Consider the following 22,299-nt stretch of genomic DNA (forward strand, 5'->3'; position numbering starts at 1 on the left):
ATCAAATGGCTATCCGCAAGCTGGAGCATGTCGGCGTCATGACGGCGCATCTGGAGGCTTCGATCGACTTTTACAAGCAGGTGCTCGGCATGGAGCACACGTACACGCTGACGCACACGAACGGCGTAATCCGCCTCGCCTTCCTGCGCTTCCCCGGCTCCGAGCAGACGGAGCTGGAGCTGATCGAGGGCTATGACTCCGATCTGCCGGCCGAGGGCAAGACGCATCATATCGCCTTCACCGTCGACAACGTCGAGGAAGAGTTCGAGCGCATCAAGCGGCTCGGCGTTCCGCTGCGCGACACCGAGCTGACGACGCTGCCGAACGGCGCGCGCTACTTCTTCTTCTACGGACCGGACGGCGAGCTGCTCGAGCTGTTTCAGCCGGGACAGGCTCCTACCGCCTGACGGCCTCCCGTCCTGTCGGCAATCATCCTCTACATATCTTTCGAATAGGAGTGGAAATAGAGATGACACTCGCACCATACCCGCTTAAATTCAAGCCTGAAATGAAGGAACGCGTCTGGGGCGGCCGCGCCCTGGAGCAGTTCGGCCTGGAGCTGCCCGACGGCCACATCGGCGAAGGCTGGATGATCGGCGATCATCCGAACGGCACGACCACCGTGCTCGGCGGACCGCTGGACGGCCTCGGCCTCGACGAGATCCGCGAGCGCTACGGGCGCGAATGGTTCGGCAGCAAAGGCTTTTCCGAGAAGAACGGCCGCTTCCCGCTGCTCATCAAGCTGCTCGATTGCAACGACGACCTGTCGGTGCAGGTGCATCCGACCGACGCCTACGAAGGACTGCCGGCCGGCGAGCTCGGCAAGACGGAGATGTGGTACATTCTCGACGCCAAGCCGGGCGCCAAAATCATCTACGGCCTCAAGGACGGGGTCGACCGCGCCGCCCTGCGGCAGGCGATCGACGAGGACCGCGTCATGGAGACGATGCAGGAGGTCGAGGTGAAGGCGGGCGACGCGTTCTACATCCCGGCCGGCACCGTGCATGCGCTGTGCGCCGGCGTCGTCGTCGCGGAGATCCAGCAGAACTCGGATACGACGTACCGCGTCTACGACTACAAGCGCCCGGGCCTGGACGGCCAGCTGCGCGAGCTTCATGTCGAGGACTCGCTCAACGTCATCGCCTACGAAGGCGCCGGAGCGACGCGCATGACGACGGACGGCGCGCAGCCGGGCAGCTGGCTGACGATCGCCGAGTCCCCCTACTTCCTCGTCGACAAAGGCGTCGTGCGCGGTCCGTGGGAGCTGACCGTATCGCCGGACAGCTTCGTCATCCTCGTCATCGCGGAAGGCTCCGGCTCCATCGCCTGGGGCGACGGGCAGTCGCAGGAGGTCAAGGCCGGCGAATGCTTCCTGCTGCCGGCGACGCTCGGCTCCTGCACGCTGGACGGCGAGCTGACCGTGCTGCGCAGCCTCGTGCCATAAGCTTTTGCGAATGCATGCCAAAAAGCGTGCCGGATGGAAATCCGGCACGCTTTTTTTATATATCCAGCTCGCTCGAATGCCGAGCAGGCGCTACAGAGCCGCAGCCGTCCCGCGAGGGAGCCGCAGGCTGAACGCGCGCCCTCCCCGCTTGCCCTCCGTCCCGTACAGGACGACGAGCAGCGTCTCCGCTTCGCGGCTGAGCGAGCCGTCGTGCAGATAGCGCTCCAGATCGAACGGCAGCCGCTCCACGACCGCGTGCTTCTGCAGCTCCTTTTCGCCGAGGCCGAGCCGCGCGAACTCCGCTCCCGCCTCCTCCGGCGCATCCGCGAGCCGCTTCATCCACCCCGCCAGCTCGGACTTGTCCATGCCGAACTCCCACCACACCTTGCGCGGCTTGTGGTTATGGCCCAGGAAATAATCCAGCTTCATCAGGCCGAGCACGACGTCCAGCTCCATGCCGCGCGGCGCCTCGTCCGAGAGCAGGAAAGCCCGCAGCCGCGCGAACAGGTCCTCCAGCTGATGGCCGATTCGCTCCCAGCCCTGGCGCTCCCAGAAGTCGCCGAACCGCTGGAAGAAGTCGAACGCGGAACCGAAGACGCGGTCGATCAGATGGAGCAGCGTATGATCCATGCGATGCGCGTTCCAGTATTTTTCCAGCACGTCCTCGACCCGCTTGATGCGAATCAGATCCGAGAACGGCATGAGGCTGTTGCCGAGAATCTCGTAGGGCGCCTGATCGGCGTACACATAGCCGTACTTGTCCGCGTCGCGCCGCAGCCCCGTTCCGCGCAGCATCTTGAGGAAGCCGAGCTGCAGCTCCTCCGGCCGCAGCGCGAACACGTCGTTGAACGTCTTGCGGAACGTGTCATAGTCCTCATGAGGCAGGCCGGCGATGAGGTCGAGATGCTGGTCGATCTTGCCGGAGTCCTTAACCTTGGTCACCGTGCGCACGAGCTTGTTCCAGTTTTGACGGCGCTCGACCGCCAGGTTGGTGACGTCGTTGGTCGACTGCACGCCGATCTCGAAGCGGAAGATGCCCGGCGGAGCGTGCTCCGCCAAATAATCGAGCACCTCCGGCCGCATGATGTCGGCCGTGATCTCGAACTGGAACACGCAGCCGCCGTGGTTCTCGATCAGGAACTTGAACATCTCCAGCGCGTAGTCGCGCTTGATGTTGAACGTGCGGTCGACGAACTTGATCGTCTTCGCTCCTGCCTCGATCAGATAAAGCAGGTCCGCCTTGGTCCGCTCGATGTCGAAGTACCGCACCCCGACCTCGATGCTCGACAGGCAGAACGAGCAGCTGAACGGACAGCCCCGGCTCGTCTCGAAGTAGACGACGCGGTTCGCGAGCGACTCCCGATCCTCGGGGAAGCGATGAGGGCTAGGCAGCTCCGCCAGGTTCAGCTTCGGCCGCGGCGGGTTGACGACCGTCTCCTGCGCGCCGTTCTTCACGCGCCGGTAAGCCGCACCGAAGACGAGATGGTACTTGCCCTCGCCCTCGATCTCCTGCAGCAGATGATGGAGCGTCTCCTCGCCTTCGCCGTGGATGATGAAATCGACCTCGGGCAGCTTGTCCAGCCACTCGCCCGTGTCGTAGCTGACCTCGGGACCGCCCATGACGATGCGCACGTCCGGCATGATCTTGCGCAGGACGCGGATCACCTTGATCGTCTCCTCGATGTTCCAGATGTAGACGGAAAAGCCGATGACCTGCGGCTGCTTGGCGTACAGGTCCGAGACGATGTTCATGACGGGATCCTTGATCGTATATTCCGCGATCTCGATCGGGAAGTCCTTCTCGCAGTAAGCCTTCAAGCAGCGCAAGGCGAGCGAGGTATGGATATATTTCGCGTTCAGCGTGGCTAGAACGACGTTCATGACGGCAACCTCCTTCAAATCAACGTTCATGATACCGCAATCCTCGCCGAAAAGAAACAGCCGCCCGGGAAGTCCCGGGCGGCTGAAAGAAAAATAAGTGCTCCAAGTCAAGAAGTCAAGGGTGAAGGCGGATCAGCAGCTCGTCCTGGAACTGCACGTCGAGAATCGAATACCGCACCTGCCATTTGCCGTCCGGCAGCGCGGAGACGGCGCCGGCCTCATAGTCGCGAGGCTCGAAGCCGACTTTTTTGGAATAGAACAGGTTCAGCCGGATCTTGTCCTTGGGCAGCATCCGATGCAGCTCATGCGCCGTATTGGCCGCCCAGATCTGCAGGTTCTTCTGCATCTTGGACCCGTAGTAGTCATAAAAATCGGTGTCGATGTCCGCCGACAGCTGCAGCCAGCCGTCCGCGTCCCGCTTTGCGGTCCAGCCCTTGAGCTTCAGCTCGCCGTCGCTCGCCGACACGCTGTCGAACTGCTTGGCCAGCAGGCTCGCGATCTCGTCCTCGGACGCGCCGACGAGCGTCTCCGGCAGCGTCGGCTTCAGGAAGCCGACCTTGGCCGGATCGATGGCGGCGGTTCGGATCAGCTCCACCGCATCCTCGGATGCCACGGCGAAGTTGAGGTCGGCCGCCGTATCCTCGTAGCCGGACGTCGTCAGGCCGATCAGCTCGCCGTACTGGTTGAACAGGCCGCCGCCGGAGCTGCCGTGGTCGATCGGGGCGCTGATCTGGTAATAGATGCTGCCGCCATCGTAGCCGAAGTTGCTGACGACGCCGACGGACACCGTGTTCTGGACGCCGAGCGGACTACCGATGGCGACGACCGGATCGCCCTTCTGCATGTCGTCGAAGCTGCCGAAGGTTACGGGATCGAGATCGAGCTCATCCTTGGTCAGCACGATCGCCAGATCGACCTTCTCGTCGTAGGCGGCGACGCCGACGATCGGCAGCGAGCGGCCGTCGTTGGTCTTGACGAAGCCGGACTTGGCATCCTGCATCACATGCAGGTTCGTCAGCACGTAGCGGTCGCCGACGACGACGCCGCTGCCCTGCCCGTAGTCGGTCTGGATGAGAACGACGCTGTCGTCGTTCTTCGCGACGATCTGGGCGGTCGTCAGGCGGCGCGCCTCGCGGGCCTTCTCTTCCCGCTGAAGCCGCTCCTCGAACTGCGCCTCCTCGGATTGGATGCGCACGACGCGCGCCGCGGCATCCCAGCGGACGGCGGCGCCGAACGCCTCCGAGACGAAGCGGATCGGCACGTACGTCACGCCGGAGCGCACCGTCGCCGGCGCGTCGAGCTTGACGCTCTTGCCGTTGACCGCCGCGTGGGAGGCGCCGATCTGGAGCGTCAGCGTCAGATAGCCGCCGCTGCTCGCGATGACGGTGCGGGTCGTCGGCTCCCAGGTGACCGTGGCGCCGAGCGCCTTGAACAGATCCTTCATCGGCACGAGGATCGTGCCCTTGCTCTGGATCGGCTGAGCCTGCAGGCTCAGCTTCTTGCCGTCGAGCGTGACGGAGATCGCGGCGGCCTTGGCTGCCGGCGCCTGGACGGCGGCAGGCTGGGCCGCCGCCGGGGAGGCTCCGGACGCGAGCAGGGCGACAGCCAGCACGGGCGCGGCCAGCGCGGACAGGCAGCGGACGGGACGAATCTTAAAGCTGGTCAATGGTCGGGATCCCTCTTTTCAAGTACAAGCCGAACGTACCGGTTTATACGAAACTTCCCGTATTCTACCATCCGTTTAGAAGAGTTGTCCACGGGAACAAGCCCGCGTTTGGAATCCTCGCGGCGCGCATGCTATAGTGAAGCGAGTCCAACGCGAAGAGGAGAATCCTGCCATGACCCAAACATCCAATCTGTCGCCGTATGTCGGGCTGCTCGGCATGGAGCGGCATATCGAAGGCGGCTGGTTCAAGGAAATGTGGAAAGCTTCCTACCAGATCCCGCATGAAGTGCTTGGCGCCCCTTATTCCGGCGCGCGCGCCGCTGCCAGCTCCGTCTATTTCCTGCTGCATCCCGGAGAGGAGTCGGCATGGCACAAGGTGCTGTCCGACGAGCTGTGGCTGTTCCACGCCGGCGGCCCGCTGGAGCTGACGCTCGGCGGCCACGGAGACAAGCCGGAGGAGCAGCAGAAGCTCATCCTCGGCCTCGACATCGCAGCCGGCCAGTCGCCGCAGGCGCTCGTGCCCGCCGGCGCTTGGCAGACGGCCCGTCCGCTCGGCGACGAGCCCGTATTCGTCACCTGCATCGTCGCCCCGGCGTTCCACTATGACGACTTCACGCTCGTCGTCGAGGCGGACAGCTAGCGCTTGCGCCGCAGACGGAGCGGATTTTCCGCCCCGACAACAAGGGACGACCCCGATTCTCCTATCGGGGCCGTCCCTTTTGGCATGCCGTCCCGCGCTCGCCTGCGCGCCCGGCCTAAAGCCGCGTCAGCTCCTTCGGATACGAGGTCAGCACCTGCGCCTCGCCGTCGTCGCCGATATAGATATCGTCCTCGATCCGCACCCCGCCCAGCTCGGGAATGTAGACGCCGGGCTCGACCGTGAACAGCATGCCGTGCTGGATCGGGTCCGAGTTCTCTCCGTGCACGGACGGCTGCTCGTGGATCTCCAGCCCCATCCCGTGGCCGGTGCGGTGGGTGAAATAATAGCCGAATCCTTCCTTCTCGATCGCGGCCCTCGCGGCCCGGTCGACTTCCTGGAGCGGCCTGCCGGCGCGCGCGGCGGCGATGCCGGCGAGGTTGGCTTGAAGCACGGCGTCGTAGATCCGAAGCTGCGACGCCGAGCCTTCGCCGAGGATGAAGGTCCTCGTAATGTCCGAGCAGTAGCCGTCCTTGAACACGCCCATGTCGATCAGGAGAAAGTCGTTCTCCTGCAGCTGGTAGCTGCTCGAGCGGCCATGCGGCAGCGCGCTGCGCACGCCCCCGAGCACGCTCGTCTCGAACGCCGGCCTGTCGCCGCCGAGCCCCCGCATGCGGTACTCGATCTCCGCGTTCAGCTCGAGCTCCGACACGCCGCGGCGCACCTTGGACACCGCCTCCTGCAGCACCTGCTCGGCGAGCGCGACAGCCGTCTTGACGCGCTCGATTTCGTCCGCGGACTTGAACAGCCTCAGGCTCATGATGAGCGGACCGGCGTCCACGAAGTCCGCCTGCGGGTAGACGGCGGCCATGCGGACGAAGCTCGCATGCGTCAGATGAGAGCTCTCGACGCCGATCCGCCGGGCAGCGGAAGCTCCGCAAAGGCGTTGCAGAAGCTCATACGGGCGATCCGTGTCGCCGACGGCCGCAAGCCGCTCCACGCTCGCCGCTCCGCGGGCGCTCTCCTCGTCGAGAGCGGGTACGAACAGCGTATAGCCGTCCATTCCCGGCTCCGCCACGAGCGCCATGAACCGCTCGTGCGGATCGCTGTAGAAGCCGGTCAAATAATAGATCGTCGCCGGGGAGGTGAAGATCGCCTTGTCGAAGCCGGCCGCCTTGACCGCTTCCTTCACGCGCAAGTACCTCATTTTAAAGGGAGATTGGCTCATCGTCTCTCGGTTGCCTCCTGTCAGCCGCCCAGCGGCTGGGGTTGTCGCATTATTGTACCATATCGCCCCTGGGCGTGGAGTAGCCGCAGTCCGCGCAGGGTAAGGTAAATCAAGAGGTGATGGCGATGAACGATACGGCAAGGAATGGATTTCTGTTTTTGGGAGGCTTTCTGAATGTCGGGGTGATCGCGACGATCGTCGTCGTCGTGCTGCTCATCCTGTGGAGCCGCAAGCGCGGCGACCGCAAAGGGGAAAGCTACTTGAGCGACGACCATATGCGCAAGGTCGAGCCCGCGCCGGCGAAGGACGAGAGCCGGGACAGAGGCTGAGCGCGCAAAAGCTAGGGACAGTCCGGGCCGCAGACGCGGCCTTTTTCATGCGATCCGCCCCGCAGTTGACCGGAGCAAGGCTGGAGGAGTAACGTTAGAGGCAAGTCAACGAAAGCGAGGAACCGCCATGTCCATACCGATCCGAACGCCAGAAGAAATCGAGCAGATGCGCCGGGCCGGCCGTATCGTCGCCGAGTGCCATCGCCGCATCGGCGCCATGATCCGCCCCGGCGTGACGACGATGGAGATCGAGCGGATGGTCGACGCCTACATCCGCAGCCAGGACGCGATCCCCTACACCATCGGCTACAACGGCTATAAATACGCGACCTGCGCCTCCGTCAACGACGTCATCGCGCACGGCTTCCCGAGCGACGCGCCGCTCGCGGACGGCGACCTGGCGACGATCGACATCGTCGCCCAGGCGGACGGCTGGATCGCCGACTCCGCCTGGACGTACGCGGTCGGCACGCTGCCCGAGAGCTCGCGCAAGCTGATGCAGGTGACCAAGGAATGCCTCGACATCGGCGTCTCCCTCGCCCAGCCGGGCAACCGCATCGGCGACGTCATGCACGCGCTGCAGAAGCATGCCGAGCAGAACGGATTCTCGGTCGTGCGCGACCTGCTCGGCCACGGCGTAGGGCGGCAGCTGCACGAGGAGCCGAACTTCTCTCACGTCGGCAAGCCAGGCAAGGGCTTCCGCCTCAAGAAAGGCATGGTGCTGACGATCGAGCCGATGATCAACGAGGGCAAGCTCGAGATGTTCATCGAGACCGACGGCTGGACCTGCAGGACGATGGACGGCAAGCGCTCCGCGCAGTTCGAGCATACGATCGCGATCGTGGAGGGCGGGCCGATCGTCCTGACCGAGCAATAGCGCTCGTCGCAGCCGTAAAAAGACCGTGCCGGGGGCATTCGCCTCCGGTACGGTCTTTTTACGGTCATTTTTTCAGCTGGTCGAGCGCCTCTCGCAGCTGCGGATCTTCCTGCTGCAGCTTGTCGCGCAGCTTGGCCATTATCGCGTGGGACGTCTTGTCGCCGACGACGCCTGTCGCCTCCAGGCCGTTGTCCCGCTGGAAGCCGCGCACGGCCTCCGCCGTCTGCTCTCCGAACACGCCCGGCACCGGCGCCGCCGGATAGCCGAGCGCCTGCAGCATCGTCTGCAGCGTCTTGACGTAATCGCCGTAGTCGCCCTGCTTGCTCTCCTCGCCCGCAGGCAGCATCGGCAGCGTCGCATAGGACGGCAGCTCCACCTTGACGTCCGGCTCGACGCCTTTTTTGTGGATCGACTGGCCGCTCGGCGTCTTCCACTGCGCCTCGGTCAGCTTGAGCACGGATTTGTCGTTGAACTGGCCGAAGCTCTGCACGATCCCCTTGCCGAACGTCGTCGTCCCGATGACCGTCGCTCCGGCCGATTCCTTCAGCGCCGCGGCGAGCACCTCGCCGGCGCTGGCGGTCTGGCCGTTGACGAGCACCGCGATCGGCAGCTCGAGCTTCGTCTTCTGCTTGGAGTAGTACTTCTGCACCTTCTTGTCGTCCTTGTAATCGACCTCGAGGATGAGCTTGTCCTTCGGAACGAGCCGGTTCGCGATCTCGATCGTCGGCGTCAGCAGTCCGCCCGGATTGGAGCGGAGGTCGAGCACGAGCCGGCTCATGCCCTTGTCCTGCAGCGCCTTCAGCGACGTCTCGAACTCCTTGGCCGTCGATTCCGCGAAGCGGGAGATCGTGATCCGGCCGACGCCGTCCTCCAGCAGCTCATGCGTCACCGTCGTCACCGGGATCGGCGCCCGCGTCAGCTCTACGGTCAGCTGCGGCCCGTCGGATCTGGCGAGCGTCACCTTGACCTTCGTGCCCTCCTCGCCTCGGAGCAGCGCGACCAGCTTGTCCATGCTGATGCCCTTGACCGGAGTCCCGTCGACCTGGACGATCTCGTCCCCGGTCAGCAGGCCGCCCTTCTCGGCCGGCGTATCCTTGATGACAGTATCGACCAGATAACGCCCCTCCTCCTGCCGCACCTGCACGCCGATGCCGACGAACTCCGGCTGGTAGCTCTGGACGAAGTCCTGGCCCTCGCTGCCCGGCAAGTAGACCGAATACGGATCGTCGAGCGAAGCGAGCATGCCCTTGGTCGCTCCGTTCAGCAGCGCCTCCGGCTCGGCTCCGAACAGGAAGTCCTTGTTGATTTCCTTATAGGAGGCGTTAAAATTGGCGAAAACCTTCTCCTTCAGCACCGGGTATTGGACGAGCATCGATATCCTGCCCGCTCCGAAGCCGACGATCAGCGCCGCCGCCGCTCCCAGTACGCACCATGTCGCCAGCCGCTGCCTAGCGGCCGTTCCGCGCTCTCTCATGACTGATCTCTCCGCTTCCGCCCGAAGGCCTCAGTTTCTGTATCCCTTCACTTTATCTCATTTGGCAGGCGCGTTCAATTTTGCCGGCTCGGCGCGGCTTGTCGCCCTGCGCCGGCGTCCGGTACAATGAGAGGGATCAAGCTCGCGGCCCGGCCGAATAGAGACAGGAGAGAAACCGATGTACAAGCTGATTGCAATCGATGTGGACGACACGCTGCTGAACGACGAGCTGGAGGTGACGCCCGCGACGCGCGACGCCCTGGCCGCCGCTCTGGAGCGCGGCGTGACGGTGACGCTCGCGACGGGAAGGATGTTCGCCTCCGCCCGCCAGGTCGCCGAGGGACTGGCGCTCAACGTGCCGATCATCACGTACCAGGGCTCGCTCGTGAAGACGCTGCTGGACGGCCAGGTGCTCTATGAGCGCTATGTGCCGGCCGATGCGGCGGCCGAGCTGGACCGCTTCTGCACGGAAAGGGGACTGCATCTGCAGCTGTACGTGGACGACCGGCTGTACGTGCGCGAGGACAACGACAAGGTCAAGGCCTACGCGCGCCAGTCCAATATTCCTTATGTCGTCGAGCCGGACTTCGGCTCGCTGCTGAGCCGGCCGCTGCTCAAGATGCTCGTCATCGACGAGCCGGCGCTGCTCGATCGCATCGCCGCGGAGCTGCAGCCGCTGCTCGGCAGCCGCATGCACATCACCAAGTCCAAGCCGCATTACCTGGAGTTCATGCACAAGGAAGGCACCAAGGGCCATGCGCTGCGCTTCATGGCCGAGCATGTCGGCTGCTCGCTGGACGAGACGATCGCCATGGGCGACGCCTGGAACGACCGCGAGATGCTGATGGAGGCCGGCCTCGGCGTCGCCATGGCCAACGCGCAGCCCGCGCTCAAGGAGCTGGCCGACTACGTCACGCTGTCCAACAACGAGGACGGGGTCGCCCATGTCGTGGAGAAGTTCATCTTGAGCTGAGCTTCGGCAAATGAAAAATCCAGGCCAGCCGGAATCGTTCCGGCTGGCCTGGATTTTTTGCGGGTTCAGCGGGTTCGAGCCTCGCCTCGGGCTGGGCTCTGCAAGCCAGGCCCGGGGCCATGGCGATCAGATGCCGGCCAGCACCTGGTACCAGATGCCGCGCTTGGAGTACAGCTCTTTTTTGACCTGCGGCCAGCCTCCGAGGTAATGGATGTCGAACAAGCCGGGCGGAGTCGTATAGCTCGCTGCCGCCTCCGCTGCGGCCTGCGGCTCGACGGGACGGAAGCCCTGGGTGCCCAGATACCGCTGCGTCTCCTCGCTGCGCAGGAATTCCAGGAACGCCTCCGCCACCTCGCGCGTCCCGCGCTTGTCGACGTTGCGGTCGACGACGGCCGCCGGATTCTCGATCAGGATCGTATCGTCCGGGATGACGATGTCGTAGTCGACGCCCTTGGCGATCCGGGCGAGCAGCTCGTTCTCGTAGGTGACGATCGCGTCGCCCACGCCATACTCGAACGCGGCCATCGACGCGCGCCCGCTTTTGTCGAGCGACTCGATGTTCGCATGCACGCGCTCCAGGTAGCCCTTCGCGTAGGCCGGATCCTTTTGGCCCGTCTCGCGCTCCGATTGCTTGAGCCCCGCCCCGTAGATGGCGTTGATGTCCCACTGGGCGCCGCCGCTCGTCTGCGGATTCGGATAGAGCACCTTGACGCCGGGCTTCATCAGATCCTCCCAGCCGCGGATGCCGAGCGGGTTGCCGGCGCGCGTGCCGATGACGGCGATCGACGTCGTGATGTTGCCCCGGTAAGGCCCCTCCCGCCAGTCATGCTCGATCAGCCCTGCGTCGCGGATGCGCTGCAGGTCGCCCTCCATCGCCAGCACGGCGACGTCGGCCTCGAAGCCGCCGATGATCGCGCGCGCCTGCGTGCCCGACGCTTCGTACGACTCCTGAAAGACGACCGTCTGTCCGGTCTGCTCCTTCCATTGCTCCTTGAACCTCGGCAGCAGCTCGGCGAACACGTCCTTGACGACCGAGTAGGCGCCGATGACGAGCGTCACATCTCCTTGCGCAGCCGCCGGATCGGCCTTCGGGGCGGCCGATCCGGAGCATCCGCTCAGCAGTCCCAGCAGAAGCAGCAGGCTGCCGGCTATCCCGCCCGCCCTGCGAAGGGAAGGGGTTCGGGTCCGATTCGTTGGCATCGCATTCTCCCTTAGATGATGACAGGCATCGGATCGACTTTGAGCTTGTTCTCCATGATCCAGCTGTCGGATTCGTTGAACAGATAGGCGCGGTGGATGAGGATGTCGACCGGATCGCCCGGCTTCAGCACATCCTTCTCCAGCGAGCGGTAGGTGATGAGGCGGATGTCGCCGATCTCGAGCTCGACCATCCACTCGCTGCCGCGGAAATGGATATGACGCACGACGCCGCGCATCGTCGCCGAGGCGAGCGTGATCTCGCCCGGCTTGCCGATCTCGATGTACTCCGGACGGATGAGGCCCCTCGTGCCGGTCCAGGCGGCCGCTTCCTCGAAGCCGTGCAGCGCGGCGACGTTGTCGACCGTCGTCGACTCGCCGATGAATTCGGCGACGAACTGCGTCTCCGGATTTTTGTAGATCTCCCAAGGCGTGCCCTTCTGCTCCAGGCGGCCCTTGCTGATGATCATGATCTCGTCGGCGACCTCGATCGCCTCGTCCTGGTCATGCGTGACGAAGATCGACGTGATGCCGACGCGCTCGATCATCTCCTTGAGCCATGTGCGCAGCTCGGAGCGGATCTTGGCGTCGATCGCCGCGAACGGCTCGTCGAGCAGCAGCAGCTGCGGCTCCGGCGCGAGCGCGCGGGCGAACGCCACCCGCTGGCGCTGGCCGCCGGACAGCTGGGCCGGATAGCGATGCTCGAAGCCTTTGAGCCCGGTCAGCTCGATCAGGCTCTGCACGCGCTCGCGGATCGCATCCTTGGGCAGCTTCTTGACCTTGAGGCCAAAGGCGACGTTCTCGAACACGGTCATATGCTTGAACAGCGCATAGTTCTGGAAGACGAAGCCGATGCCCCGCTCCTGCGGCGGCAGGTCGTTGACGCGCTTGCCGTGGAAAAGGATGTCGCCGGCGGTCGGAGCCTCCAATCCCGCGAGCATGCGCAGGATCGACGTCTTGCCGCCGCCGCTCGGTCCGAGCAGGCCGATCAGATGGCCTTTCTTGATGCCGAAGCTTACGTCCTGGACCGCCTTGAAATCGCCGAACGACTTGCTCAGCCCCTTGACCTCGATATGCATGTCAATGCACTTCCTTTCGCTTTTTCGCCCATTCCATCAGCAGCAGCAGCCCGACGGAAAATGCCGCCAGCACGAGCGCCACGCCGTTCGCGGCCACTACGTTGAAGTTCTCTACATCCTGATAGACGAGCGTCGTCGCCGTCTGCGTCAGGTTCATGATGTTGCCGGAGACGACGAGCACGGCTCCGAACTCGCCGAGCGTGCGGGCGACCGTCAGCACGACGCCGTAGATGACGCCCCAGCGGATCGACGGCCAGGTGACTTTCCAGAACGTGTACCACGAGTACGCGCCGAGCATCGTCGCGGCCTCCTCCTGCTGGCTCCCGATCTCCTGCAGCACCGGCATCACCTCGCGCACCATGAGCGGGAACGTGACGAACAGCGTCGCGATGACCATGCCCGGCAGGGCGTAGACGATCTTGATGCCCGCCCCTTCGAGCAGCGCTCCGAGCGCCGTGTCCGGTCCGACGAGCAGCACGATCATGAGGCCGCCGATGACCGGCGAGACGGCGTAGGGCAGGTCGACGATGCTGTTGAGCAGCCCCTTGATCCGCGGATGCAGCCACGCGGCCCGCACGAGGTAGATGGCCAGCATGACGCCGAAGACGGTGTTGATGAGCGTGACGAACACGACGATGATGCCGGTCATCATGAGCGCATGGAGCGCCTCCGGGCGCAGCAGCGCGTCCAGCAGGCCCGAGACGCCGTCCTCGAGGGAGCCCGTCGCGATCTTGACGAGCGGCACGACGATCAGCAGCGCGAAGACCGCATAGGTCAGTCCGATCCACAGCCTTCTCATGTGCGCTTCCTCCTTCCCTGCACGAGGTTGATGCCCCACAGGATGAGGAAGCTGAGCGTCAGCAGCAGCACCGATACCGCCGCGGCCGCCTGGGTGTCGTCGCTCTCGATCTGGCCGAAGATGTACACCGAGGCGACGAGCGTGCGGCCGGGAATGTTGCCGGCGACGAGCACGACCGCGCCGAACTCCGCGAGCGCCCGCGAGAACGCCAGCATGCCGCCGCTGACGATGCCGGGCAGCATTGTCGGCAGGATGACCCGGAAGAAGGTGCGCGGCCGGGAAGCGCCCATCGTGTAGGCCGCCTCCTCCTCGGAGGCGTCCATCTCCTCCAGCAGCGGCTGCACGCCGCGGATGACGAACGGGAACGTGACGAACACCATCGCGATCACGATGGCCGGCTCGTGGAAGACGATCTCGAAGCCGAGCTTCTCCGCGGCGAGCCCCGCCCAGCTGTTCGGACCGAGCAGCAGCAGGATCATGAGGCCGCCGACGGCGGTCGGCAGGGCGAACGGCAGGTCGACCAGGCTGTTGAGCACCCTGCGCCCGGGAAAGCGGTAGCGGATGAGCACCCAGCCGATCATCGTGCCGAGCGCGACGTTGATGAGCGCCGCAAGCACGGCCAGCCGGACCGTCAGCAGCACCGCCTTCCAGGCGATCGGATCCGCCACGCTGTCGGCGAAGGCGCCCCAGCCGAGCGAGAACGACTGGACGTAGATGCCGAAGATCGGAAGAATGACAAGAAGAAAAAAGTAGAGCAGGATCGCCGATCGAAAGCCGAAGCTCCACCAGCTGCTGCGAAGCCTGATGTTCACGTTGCCGGACAACCTCCTAAGCTCGTGCCCACGAAGGTACGATTCTTTGCGCTAATCGGATTTCAATATTCCCATTAAGTTACTTGGTATTAACGCTACTGTACCAGAGTCCCCGCGATTCCGTCAATGCGAAAAAGGTCGGTTTACTCGGAATAAGGCCGCTCCCCGGCCCGACGCAAAAAAGCCGCTCCCTCGCCTGCGGGCAGACGGGGAACAGCTTTGGGGGAGGACGGCGCAACGAGCGCCGCCCGATGCATGAATTCAAGCGCGGGACGGCCGGTCAGTCCTCGAGCGCGACATAGATCGTCTCGCCGGCGGAAATTCCGGCCTGTCCCTGGGTCAGGTCGGTCATCCAGTCGATGAAGCGGTCCGACTCGGCGGCTGGCGGCAGGCAGCGGACGACGACGCGGTCGGTAAAGTCGACGCTGCCGACAAGCACGCCGCGGGCATGCAGCTCGTTTTCCAGCTTGCCGTACCACGTATAGTCGACCTCGACGGCAATCTCGCGATGCAGCACGTTCGTGATCGCGCCGGCCGCCTCGATGGCGGCGACAGCGCCGTCCGTGTAGGCGCGGATCAAGCCGCCGGCGCCGAGCATGATGCCGCCGAAATAGCGGGTGACGACGATCGCGACGTTTTTGAGGCCCTGATGCTTGATGACCTCAAGGATCGGCTTGCCGGCGGTGCCGCTCGGCTCGCCGTCGTCGGACGCTTTTTGATGCTCGTCCCGCTCGCCGACGACATAGGCCGAGCAGTTGTGCGTCGCGTTCCAGTGGAGCTTCTTGATCTCCTCGATGAACGCGATCGCCTCGGCCTCGCTCTCCACCGGACGTCCGTAGCCGATGAAACGGGACTTCTTGATGACGATCTCCTTGGAGCCGGGCTCCCGGAGCGAGCGGTAGCGGTCCAGCATCGAGCCGTCCGCCTACAGGCGGGCTTCCAGCTCGGCCTTCTCCTTCTCGTAGCCGGGCTTGCCGAGCAGGGCGAACATGTTCTTCTTGTACGCCTCGACGCCCGGCTGGTCGAACGGATTCACGCCGAGCAGGTAGCCGCTGATGCCGCATGCCTTCTCGAAGAAGTAGACGAGATAGCCGAACGTATACGGCGTCAGGTCGGCGATGTTCACGACGAGGTTCGGCACCTGGCCGTCCGTATGCGCGAGCAGCGTGCCCTCGAACGCCTTTTTGTTGACGAAGTCCATCGTCTTGCCGGCGAGGAAGTTCAGGCCGTCCAGATCGTCCGGATCGCTGCCGATCGTAATCTGCTCCAGCGGCTCTCCGACCTGGATGACCGTCTCGAACAGGTTGCGGTTGCCTTCCTGGATGAATTGGCCCATCGAGTGCAGGTCGGTGGAGAAGTCGACGGCCGCCGGGAAGATGCCCTTGTGGTCCTTGCCCTCGCTTTCGCCGTACAGCTGCTTCCACCACTCCGAGACGAAGTGCAGGGACGGCTCGTAGTTGACGAGGATCTCCGTCGCCTTGCCCTTGCGGTACAGCGCGTTGCGCGCCGCGGCGTACTGGTACGCCTCGTTGTCCGCCACGTTCGGGTTGGCATATTCCTTGGAAGCGTCGGCCGCGCCCTGCATCATGGCGTCGATGTCGATGCCGGCCGCGGCGATCGGCAGCAGGCCGACCGCCGTCAGCACGGAGTAGCGTCCGCCGACGTCGTCCGGAATGACGAACGACTCGTAGCCTTCCTCCGTCGCGAGCTTCTTGAGCGCGCCGCGGGCCTTGTCCGTCGTCGCGTAGATGCGGCCGCGCGCCTCTTCCTTGCCGTATTTCTTCTCCAGCTGCTCGCGGAATACGCGGAACGCCAGTGCCGGCTCCGTCGTCGTGCCGGACTTGGAGATGACGTTGATCGACCAGTTCTTGCCCTCGAGCGCCTGCAGCAGATGCGTCACATACGTCGAGCTGATGTTGTTGCCGGCGAAGAACACCTGCGGTCCTTTGCGCTCGCCGCTGGGCAGCACGTTGTAGAACGAATGCGACAGCATCTCGATCGCGGCGCGCGCGCCGAGGTAGGAGCCGCCGATGCCGATCACGACAAGCGCTTCGGAGTCGGAGCGGATCTTGTCCGCCGCCTTTTTGATGCGGGCGAACTCTTCCTTGTCGTATGCGGTCGGCAGGTCGATCCAGCCGAGGTAGTCGGAACCGGCTCCGGTTCCGTTATGAAGCTGCTCGTGGGCCAGGCGGATCGGGCCCTCCAGGTTGTCGATCTCGTTTTGGCCCAGGAATCCGAGCGCCTTGCTGTAGTCGAAGCGGATCGTTTTGCTCATGACGAAAAATGCCTCCTTCAAGTTCGGGTGAGAGCACCCGTCCATACTCGCGTCCGGCCGCCGGGGCCGGTCCCGTTCGCCTTGCGGCATGTCCTAAGGATACTGGATGCGGCTGGCGAAAACAAGCAACCCCAGACCCCTTTCATGGAAGCTTCACGAACGCTATGGTAGACTGAAAGAGATGCTTCAGCGCTCGATGAACTTTCGAAGAAAGCAGGTGTTTCGCATGACTTTATCCATCGCTTTTATCGGCCTCGGCACGATGGGCTCGCCGATGGCCGCCAACCTCGTCCGCAAAGGCTTTTCCGTCGCCGTCTGGAACCGTACGCCGGGCAAGGCCGAGGACCTCAAGGAGCTTGGGGCCGCGGAAGCCGGATCGCCGGCCGAGGCGGTCCGCGCGGCCGACGTCGTCATCACGATGCTCAGCAACGACGATGTCGTGCGGGAGCTGTACCGCGGCGAGGGCGGCATCCTGTCCGCCGTGCGTCCCGGGACGGCTTTGATCGACCACAGCACGATCTCCCCCGCGCTGGCGCGCGAGCTCGCGTCCGCGGCGGCGGAGACGGGCTGCGGCTTCCTCGACTGCCCGGTGACGGGCAGCAAGCCGGCCGCCGTATCCGGCACCCTCGTCTTCATGGCCGGCGGCGAAGCGGAACTGCTGGAGCGCGTCCGCCCCGTGCTGGACGCGATGGGCACCAAAATCGTGCATCTCGGCCCGTCCGGCAGCGGCTCCGTCGCCAAGCTCGGCCATAATGCCATCGTCGCGATCAACAACCTGGCTCTGGCCGAGGGCTTGTCGATCGCGGTCAGCGGCGGCCTCGAGCCGGCCAAGTTCCTCGAAGTCGTGCGCGCCGGCGGCGCCGGCAGCAAGGCGGCCGAGCTCAAGTCGTCCAAGCTGCTGGAGGGCGACTACAGCGTGCAGTTCTCGCTGGCGCTCATGCTCAAGGACCTGCGGCTCGCCTCCTCCTTGTCGGACGGCCTGAACGTGCCGACGCCGATGCTCGAAGCCGCCAAGAGCCTGTTCCAGGCCGGCAGCGCGGCCGGCTACGACCAGGAGGACCTGATCGCGGTCGCCAAGCTGTACGAGCAGTGGATCGGCCAGCCTCTCGGCGAACGGCCGGAGAACGGCTGATTGCCATGACGAAGGGCTGAACGCTCCGTCCGGACATCCGGATCAGGCGCTCAGCCCTTTTTCTTTTCACCGATAGGAGGCCAGCGGCCCTTCGAAATAAACGATATGCGCGATGCGGACATGCAGCGAGCGGTCGGCCAGATGTGAGGGGAGGCGCGTCCCATGCATGCCGAGGCAAGTCACGGCTTTTCGGGCAGCAGCCTGATCTCCTTGCCGTCGGCTTCATAGCGGTAAGTCGTCCCCGTGCTCGGATCGGTGATCGCTCCCGTCCGTTCATCCAGCTCCAGCCGGAAGGTAGAGGACCTGTCCAGGGCATCCTGCACGCTGGCCGCCTTAGTTCCGTCCACATTGCGTTTGTAGATCATGATGCGGTTGGATGGTTCCGTCACGATCAGCTCCGGCTCCCCGTCGCCATCGATATCCGTCTCCTGCTCGAGCTTTTTCCCGACAGGGAAAAAGACGCGAATCTGTTCCTGGGAACGGTCGATCCAGAGCGAGCAGGGCTTTTTTTCCTCGCCCCATCCGCATTTGCCTTCCAGCTTGAATGCAGAGTCTCCATAAAAGGAGGTCGGTACGATGTCGAGCTCGTTGGAAGCATGCTTGCCGACCTCGAAAACCCTCTCCTCCGGCTCTCCGCCCGCCCCCATCAGCTGAAAGCCGTTCCCGCGGCTCGTATAGTCATTGACCGTCTGCTCGAACGCGATCGTCCTCGCTCCCTCCTGCCACTCGGAAGCCTCCGTGATCTTCACGGCTGACAGCGGGATGGGCTGGACGCTATGCGGCATGAAGACATTCAGGACAGCGCCCACTTCCGTCTCTTCCAATCCGCCCTGAAAATGAAGGGGCTTGCCCGCAGAGGAGGCGGAGCCCTCGGAAGCGGCTGCCTGCGGCTGCGCCTTCCCGTCTGCTTGCCAACGCTTCTCCAGCTGAAGCATGAGATCCGGCTGAACCGACAGCAGCACCAGCAAGGCTGTCATCGCTGCCAGCGCAGCTGCTCCCGCGACCGCAAAGAGGCTTGGCTGACGCCGCGCTGATGGCCGATCGGCTGCTTGCCGGAGCACCTGCTTCTTCATCTCCGCCGTGAACCGCCCCGAGGCGCCGCCGTCGGCAGCTTCCCCATACCAATCGGGAATGTCACTGTTCATCGTTCCTTCGCCTCCATTCGCTCTCTACCTTGCGCCTGGCACGGCTCAGGCGGGACTTGACCGTGCCGACGGACAATTCCAGCGTCGCTCCGATTTCCTTCAAGCTTAGACCGTGGTCCAGCTCCAGCAGCAGCGCTTCCTTGAGCTTGAACGGCAGCTTCAGCACGATCTGTCTCAGCTCTCCTGCCGCAGCCGCATCGAGATAGGAGGATTCTGCCGAACAGGCGCTTCCTCCGCCGTCAACCCGGGCGAACAAGATGATGCGTCTAAAATAGGCGGAGCGCAACTCGCTCAGCGCCGTATTCCGCGCGATCGCGAACAGCCAGGTGCGCATGGACGACTGGCCTCGATACCCGTGCAGGCTACGGTACGCCTTGAGGAACGTTTCCTGGGAAACATCGCCTGCCAGCGCATGGCTCCTCGTCAAGGCAAGCGCGTAGCCGAATACGGCGTCGCCATGCTCGTCCATCAGCTTGGCCAGCTTTTCTCGATTCTCTGCTTCATTCCGCTCCGACTCGCTCAAGCCCGATTCGGATGGAGGTTCGTTGCCAGGCTTGGCGCGAAGCCGGCTGTCATTGCCTTTTCGCCATGCGTAAGGACTTGCCGTGCCCTCTTTGCCGATTCTCCTCACCTCCTCGTCGCTTAGACTCGGCCCGATATCCAAAGGTTCCCTCGTAATCCAAAATAATTAAGCGAACGCCAAAAAGGCAAGCCGTCCGTAGACGGCCTGCCTTCGTTTTCAGAAGAGATCAGGGAAATGAGGGCGTTTCTACTCTTGGATATAGCTGCAGCAATAATCCGTCACGCGGCTCACGACGAGCTTGAACTTCGCATTTGCCGGCACGGTGAACTCGCCTTCGCCTTCGATCGCGATCCATTCCTCGCTGCCCGGCAGCTGGACCTTCAGGCCGCCGGCCAGAATCTCCATGATCTCCTTGCTGTCGGTACCGAACTCGTATTCGCCGGGCAGCATGATGCCGAGCGTTTTTTTCGTTCCGTCCGGGAACAGGACGGTACGGCTCGTCACCTTGCCGTCGAAGTAGATGTTCGCCTTTTTGACGGCGGTGACGTTTTCGAATTGGGACATGAATTCGTGCTCCTTCGGGTGGTAGTGGTTCGACTCTTTACCGCTTTAGCATACCACAACAATGGATCAAGAAAAAGCCGGAAAAGGCGGGGAGCCTTCTCCGGCATGTTGCAGCGGAACGCCGCTGATCTCCATGAATATCCGGGGGATCGTGCCGACGGAAAGGTCTGCCGCTTACAGCAGCTCTTTGACCTTGGCGACGACGTTCTCCACCGTGAAGCCGTATTCCTTGATGACGCGGTCGCCAGGGGCGGAAGCGCCGAACGTATCGATGCCGAGCACCGCGCCGCCGTCTCCCGTGTAGCGATGCCAGCCGAACGGATGCGCCATCTCGATCGCGAGACGGGCTTTGACGTCCGGCAGCAGGACGGAATCGCGGTACGCTTTGTCCTGGCTGTCGAACAGATCCCAGCTCGGCATGCTGATGACGCGGACCTGAATGCCTTCGGCCGCGAGCGCCTTTTGGGCGGCGACGGCCAGCTGCACCTCGGAGCCGGTCGCCAGCAGCTGCGCCTGCGGCTTGCCGCCCTGCGCGTCGGAGATGACGTAGGCGCCGCGCTTGATGCCCTCGCGAGCGTTCTCGGCCGTGCCTTCGAGGATCGGCAGGTTCTGGCGCGTCAGCACGAGCGCGACCGGATTCTTCTTGTTCTCGAGCGAGTACGCCCACGCGGCGGACGTCTCGTTGCCATCGGCCGGACGGATGACCGTCAGGTTCGGAATGACGCGGATGCTCGCCAGCTGCTCGACCGGCTCATGCGTCGGGCCGTCCTCGCCGACCGCGATGCTGTCATGCGTCAGCACGTAGGTGACCGGCAGGCCCATGAGCGCCGCCAGCCGTACCGCCGGACGCAGGTAGTCGGTGAAGACGAAGAACGTGCCTCCAAAAATCTTCATGCCGCCATGCAGCGCGATGCCGTTCATCGCGGCGGCCATGCCGAACTCGCGGATGCCGAAGTAGATGTTGCGGCCTGCATAGTTGCCCGGCTTATACACGTCGATGCCTTTGAGATGGGTCATCGTGGAGCTTTCCAGGTCGGCGGAGCCGCCGGCCAGGGCAGGAACGTTCTTGGCGAGGCCGTTCAGCGCGTTGCCGGAAGCGACGCGAGTCGAGACCGCCTTGTCGGACGGCGAGTAGGACGGCAGATCCGCGTCCCAGCCTTCCGGCAGGTCGCCGCTGACGGAGCGCTTGAACTGCGCGGCCAGCTCCGGATACGCCTGCTCGTACTTGGCGAACTTCTCGTCCCATGCGGCATTGGCCTGCTCGCCTTTTTGCTTCACTTCCGCGAAGTGCGCGCGGACTTCGTCCGGCACATAAAACGGCTCTTCGGAAGCCCACTCGTAGAACTTCTTGGTCAGCACCGTCTCTTCGGCGCCGAGCGGGGAGCCGTGCGTGCCGCCATGGCCGCCCTTGCCGCCCTTGTTCGGGCTGCCGAAGCCGATCATCGTCTTCACTTCGATCAGCGTCGGCTTGGACTTCTCGGCCTGGGCCGCGGCGATGGCCGCCGCCAGCGCGTTCAAGTCGTTGCCGTCCTCGACGCGCAGCACCTGCCAGCCGTAGCCGTCGAAGCGCTTGGCCACATTTTCGGAGAAGCTCAGGCTGAGCTCGCCGTCGAGCGAGATGTCGTTGGAATCGTACAGCATGATGAGCTTGCCGAGCTGCAGATGGCCGGCGAGCGAGGCGGCTTCATTGGAGATGCCCTCGGAAAGGTCGCCGTCGCCGCAGATTGCGTACGTGTAGTGGTCGACCAGCTCGAGGCCGTCCTGGTTGTAGACGGCGCCGAGATGAGCTTCCGCCATCGCCATGCCGACGGCCATGCCGACGCCTTGGCCGAGCGGTCCCGTCGTTGCGTCGACGCCTGCCGTATGGCCGAATTCCGGGTGGCCCGGCGTTCTGGAGCCCCACTGGCGGAAGCTCTTGAGGTCGTCGATGGAAAGATCGTACCCGGACAGATGGAGCAGGCTGTACAGCAGCATCGAGCCGTGTCCTGCGGACAGCACGAAGCGGTCGCGGTTGATCCAGGTCGGGTTGGAAGGGTTATGGGTCATCGTCTTGGCGAACAGCTGGTAGCCCATCGGCGCAGCGCCCATCGGCATGCCCGGGTGGCCGGAGTTGGCTTTTTCGACCGCGTCGATGGAAAGCGTGCGGATCGTCGTAACGGAAAGCTGGTCAATCGTAGCTTGGCTGATGGCCATGAAAGAATCTCCTCCTAGTTTCGGCGGTTCAAGCGTGTCGCTTCATGTGAAATATTGTACCACTGCCGCAT

At 64.0% G+C, this 22,299-nt stretch carries 21 protein-coding genes; 7 read left to right on the top strand and 14 right to left on the bottom strand.

Going from position 1 to position 22,299, the window contains the following annotated elements:
• Positions 1 to 5 precede the first annotated feature (5 nt).
• Together H582_RS0119855 and H582_RS0119860 are read left to right on the top strand one after the other, a co-directional pair.
• Positions 6 to 407: a VOC family protein gene (locus H582_RS0119855; protein ID WP_028599944.1), complete on the top strand. Its 402-nt coding sequence runs from the start codon at positions 6 to 8 to the stop codon at positions 405 to 407.
• Between the two features lie 62 nt (positions 408 to 469).
• Positions 470 to 1,444 carry a type I phosphomannose isomerase catalytic subunit gene (locus H582_RS0119860; RefSeq protein WP_028599945.1) on the top strand — a complete coding sequence of 325 codons (975 nt, stop codon included), beginning with the start codon at positions 470 to 472 and terminating at the stop codon, positions 1,442 to 1,444.
• Positions 1,445 to 1,534: 90 nt separating this feature from the next.
• Here H582_RS0119860 and H582_RS0119865 read toward each other — a convergent pair whose 3' ends face one another.
• Positions 1,535 to 3,325, bottom strand: a complete 1,791-nt coding sequence (locus H582_RS0119865) for a B12-binding domain-containing radical SAM protein (protein WP_028599946.1) — start codon at positions 3,323 to 3,325, stop codon at positions 1,535 to 1,537.
• Between the two features lie 115 nt (positions 3,326 to 3,440).
• Positions 3,441 to 4,991 (bottom strand): stalk domain-containing protein, encoded by a 1,551-nt coding sequence (locus H582_RS30365; RefSeq protein ID WP_052333464.1) that lies wholly within the window; start codon positions 4,989 to 4,991, stop codon positions 3,441 to 3,443.
• Positions 4,992 to 5,163: 172 nt separating this feature from the next.
• Here H582_RS30365 and H582_RS0119875 point away from each other — a divergent pair, with 172 nt between their 5' ends.
• Positions 5,164 to 5,631, top strand: a complete 468-nt coding sequence (locus H582_RS0119875; RefSeq protein ID WP_028599947.1) for a cupin domain-containing protein — start codon at positions 5,164 to 5,166, stop codon at positions 5,629 to 5,631.
• Positions 5,632 to 5,746: 115 nt separating this feature from the next.
• Here the strand turns inward: H582_RS0119875 and H582_RS0119880 are convergent, their stop codons facing one another.
• On the bottom strand, positions 5,747 to 6,856 hold the full coding sequence (locus tag H582_RS0119880; protein WP_028599948.1) for a M24 family metallopeptidase: 1,110 nt from the start codon (positions 6,854 to 6,856) through the stop codon (positions 5,747 to 5,749).
• Between the two features lie 125 nt (positions 6,857 to 6,981).
• Here H582_RS0119880 and H582_RS32110 point away from each other — a divergent pair, with 125 nt between their 5' ends.
• Together H582_RS32110 and map are read left to right on the top strand one after the other, a co-directional pair.
• Positions 6,982 to 7,185: a hypothetical protein gene (locus H582_RS32110; RefSeq protein WP_127464400.1), complete on the top strand. Its 204-nt coding sequence runs from the start codon at positions 6,982 to 6,984 to the stop codon at positions 7,183 to 7,185.
• 127 nt (positions 7,186 to 7,312) lie between these two features.
• Positions 7,313 to 8,062, top strand: coding sequence for a type I methionyl aminopeptidase (gene map, locus H582_RS0119890; protein ID WP_028599949.1), 750 nt, complete (start codon positions 7,313 to 7,315; stop codon positions 8,060 to 8,062).
• Positions 8,063 to 8,126: 64 nt separating this feature from the next.
• Here the strand turns inward: map and H582_RS0119895 are convergent, their stop codons facing one another.
• A complete protein-coding gene (locus tag H582_RS0119895) occupies positions 8,127 to 9,536 on the bottom strand; it encodes a S41 family peptidase (RefSeq protein WP_052333465.1) in 1,410 nt (469 codons plus the stop codon).
• A 178-nt stretch (positions 9,537 to 9,714) separates the two neighbouring features.
• Between H582_RS0119895 and H582_RS0119900 the strand changes: the two genes are divergently transcribed.
• Complete coding sequence (locus H582_RS0119900) at positions 9,715 to 10,509, top strand: Cof-type HAD-IIB family hydrolase (RefSeq protein ID WP_028599951.1); 795 nt, start codon at positions 9,715 to 9,717, stop codon at positions 10,507 to 10,509.
• A gap of 126 nt (positions 10,510 to 10,635) precedes the next feature.
• On the opposite strand, the gene H582_RS0119905 is transcribed toward H582_RS0119900, so the two are convergent.
• The 6 genes from H582_RS0119905 to H582_RS0119930 all read right to left on the bottom strand — a co-directional run bounded on the left by H582_RS0119905 (position 10,636) and on the right by H582_RS0119930 (position 16,671).
• A complete protein-coding gene (locus H582_RS0119905; protein ID WP_028599952.1) occupies positions 10,636 to 11,709 on the bottom strand; it encodes a sulfate ABC transporter substrate-binding protein in 1,074 nt (357 codons plus the stop codon).
• Positions 11,710 to 11,720: 11 nt separating this feature from the next.
• Positions 11,721 to 12,785: a sulfate/molybdate ABC transporter ATP-binding protein gene (locus H582_RS0119910; RefSeq protein WP_028599953.1), complete on the bottom strand. Its 1,065-nt coding sequence runs from the start codon at positions 12,783 to 12,785 to the stop codon at positions 11,721 to 11,723.
• A 1-nt stretch (position 12,786) separates the two neighbouring features.
• A complete protein-coding gene (locus H582_RS0119915; protein WP_028599954.1) occupies positions 12,787 to 13,584 on the bottom strand; it encodes a sulfate ABC transporter permease subunit in 798 nt (265 codons plus the stop codon).
• The gene (gene cysT, locus H582_RS0119920) at positions 13,581 to 14,396 is read right to left on the bottom strand and encodes a sulfate ABC transporter permease subunit CysT (protein ID WP_028599955.1); all 816 of its coding nucleotides are present in this window, start codon (positions 14,394 to 14,396) and stop codon (positions 13,581 to 13,583) included. Before cysT ends, H582_RS0119915 begins: the two co-directional genes overlap by 4 nt.
• Before the next feature lie 280 nt (positions 14,397 to 14,676).
• Positions 14,677 to 15,309, bottom strand: coding sequence for a YigZ family protein (locus tag H582_RS0119925; RefSeq protein ID WP_028599956.1), 633 nt, complete (start codon positions 15,307 to 15,309; stop codon positions 14,677 to 14,679).
• Between the two features lie 12 nt (positions 15,310 to 15,321).
• Positions 15,322 to 16,671: a glucose-6-phosphate isomerase gene (locus H582_RS0119930; protein ID WP_028599957.1), complete on the bottom strand. Its 1,350-nt coding sequence runs from the start codon at positions 16,669 to 16,671 to the stop codon at positions 15,322 to 15,324.
• 196 nt (positions 16,672 to 16,867) lie between these two features.
• Here H582_RS0119930 and H582_RS0119935 point away from each other — a divergent pair, with 196 nt between their 5' ends.
• Complete coding sequence (locus tag H582_RS0119935; protein ID WP_127464401.1) at positions 16,868 to 17,803, top strand: NAD(P)-dependent oxidoreductase; 936 nt, start codon at positions 16,868 to 16,870, stop codon at positions 17,801 to 17,803.
• Between the two features lie 179 nt (positions 17,804 to 17,982).
• Here the strand turns inward: H582_RS0119935 and H582_RS0119945 are convergent, their stop codons facing one another.
• From H582_RS0119945 to tkt, 4 genes are all read right to left on the bottom strand, one after another.
• The gene (locus H582_RS0119945) at positions 17,983 to 18,948 is read right to left on the bottom strand and encodes a hypothetical protein (RefSeq protein ID WP_028599959.1); all 966 of its coding nucleotides are present in this window, start codon (positions 18,946 to 18,948) and stop codon (positions 17,983 to 17,985) included.
• On the bottom strand, positions 18,938 to 19,471 hold the full coding sequence (locus tag H582_RS0119950; protein ID WP_043111629.1) for an RNA polymerase sigma factor: 534 nt from the start codon (positions 19,469 to 19,471) through the stop codon (positions 18,938 to 18,940). Before H582_RS0119950 ends, H582_RS0119945 begins: the two co-directional genes overlap by 11 nt.
• 246 nt (positions 19,472 to 19,717) lie before the next feature.
• Positions 19,718 to 20,035, bottom strand: a complete 318-nt coding sequence (gene ppnP, locus H582_RS0119955; RefSeq protein WP_028599961.1) for a pyrimidine/purine nucleoside phosphorylase — start codon at positions 20,033 to 20,035, stop codon at positions 19,718 to 19,720.
• Positions 20,036 to 20,209: 174 nt separating this feature from the next.
• A complete protein-coding gene (tkt, locus tag H582_RS0119960; protein WP_028599962.1) occupies positions 20,210 to 22,228 on the bottom strand; it encodes a transketolase in 2,019 nt (672 codons plus the stop codon).
• Positions 22,229 to 22,299: the final 71 nt, after the last annotated feature.

Origin of the sequence: Paenibacillus pasadenensis DSM 19293 (assembly GCF_000422485.1) — a bacterium.
Lineage (GTDB): Bacteria > Bacillota > Bacilli > Paenibacillales > Paenibacillaceae > Paenibacillus_O > Paenibacillus_O pasadenensis.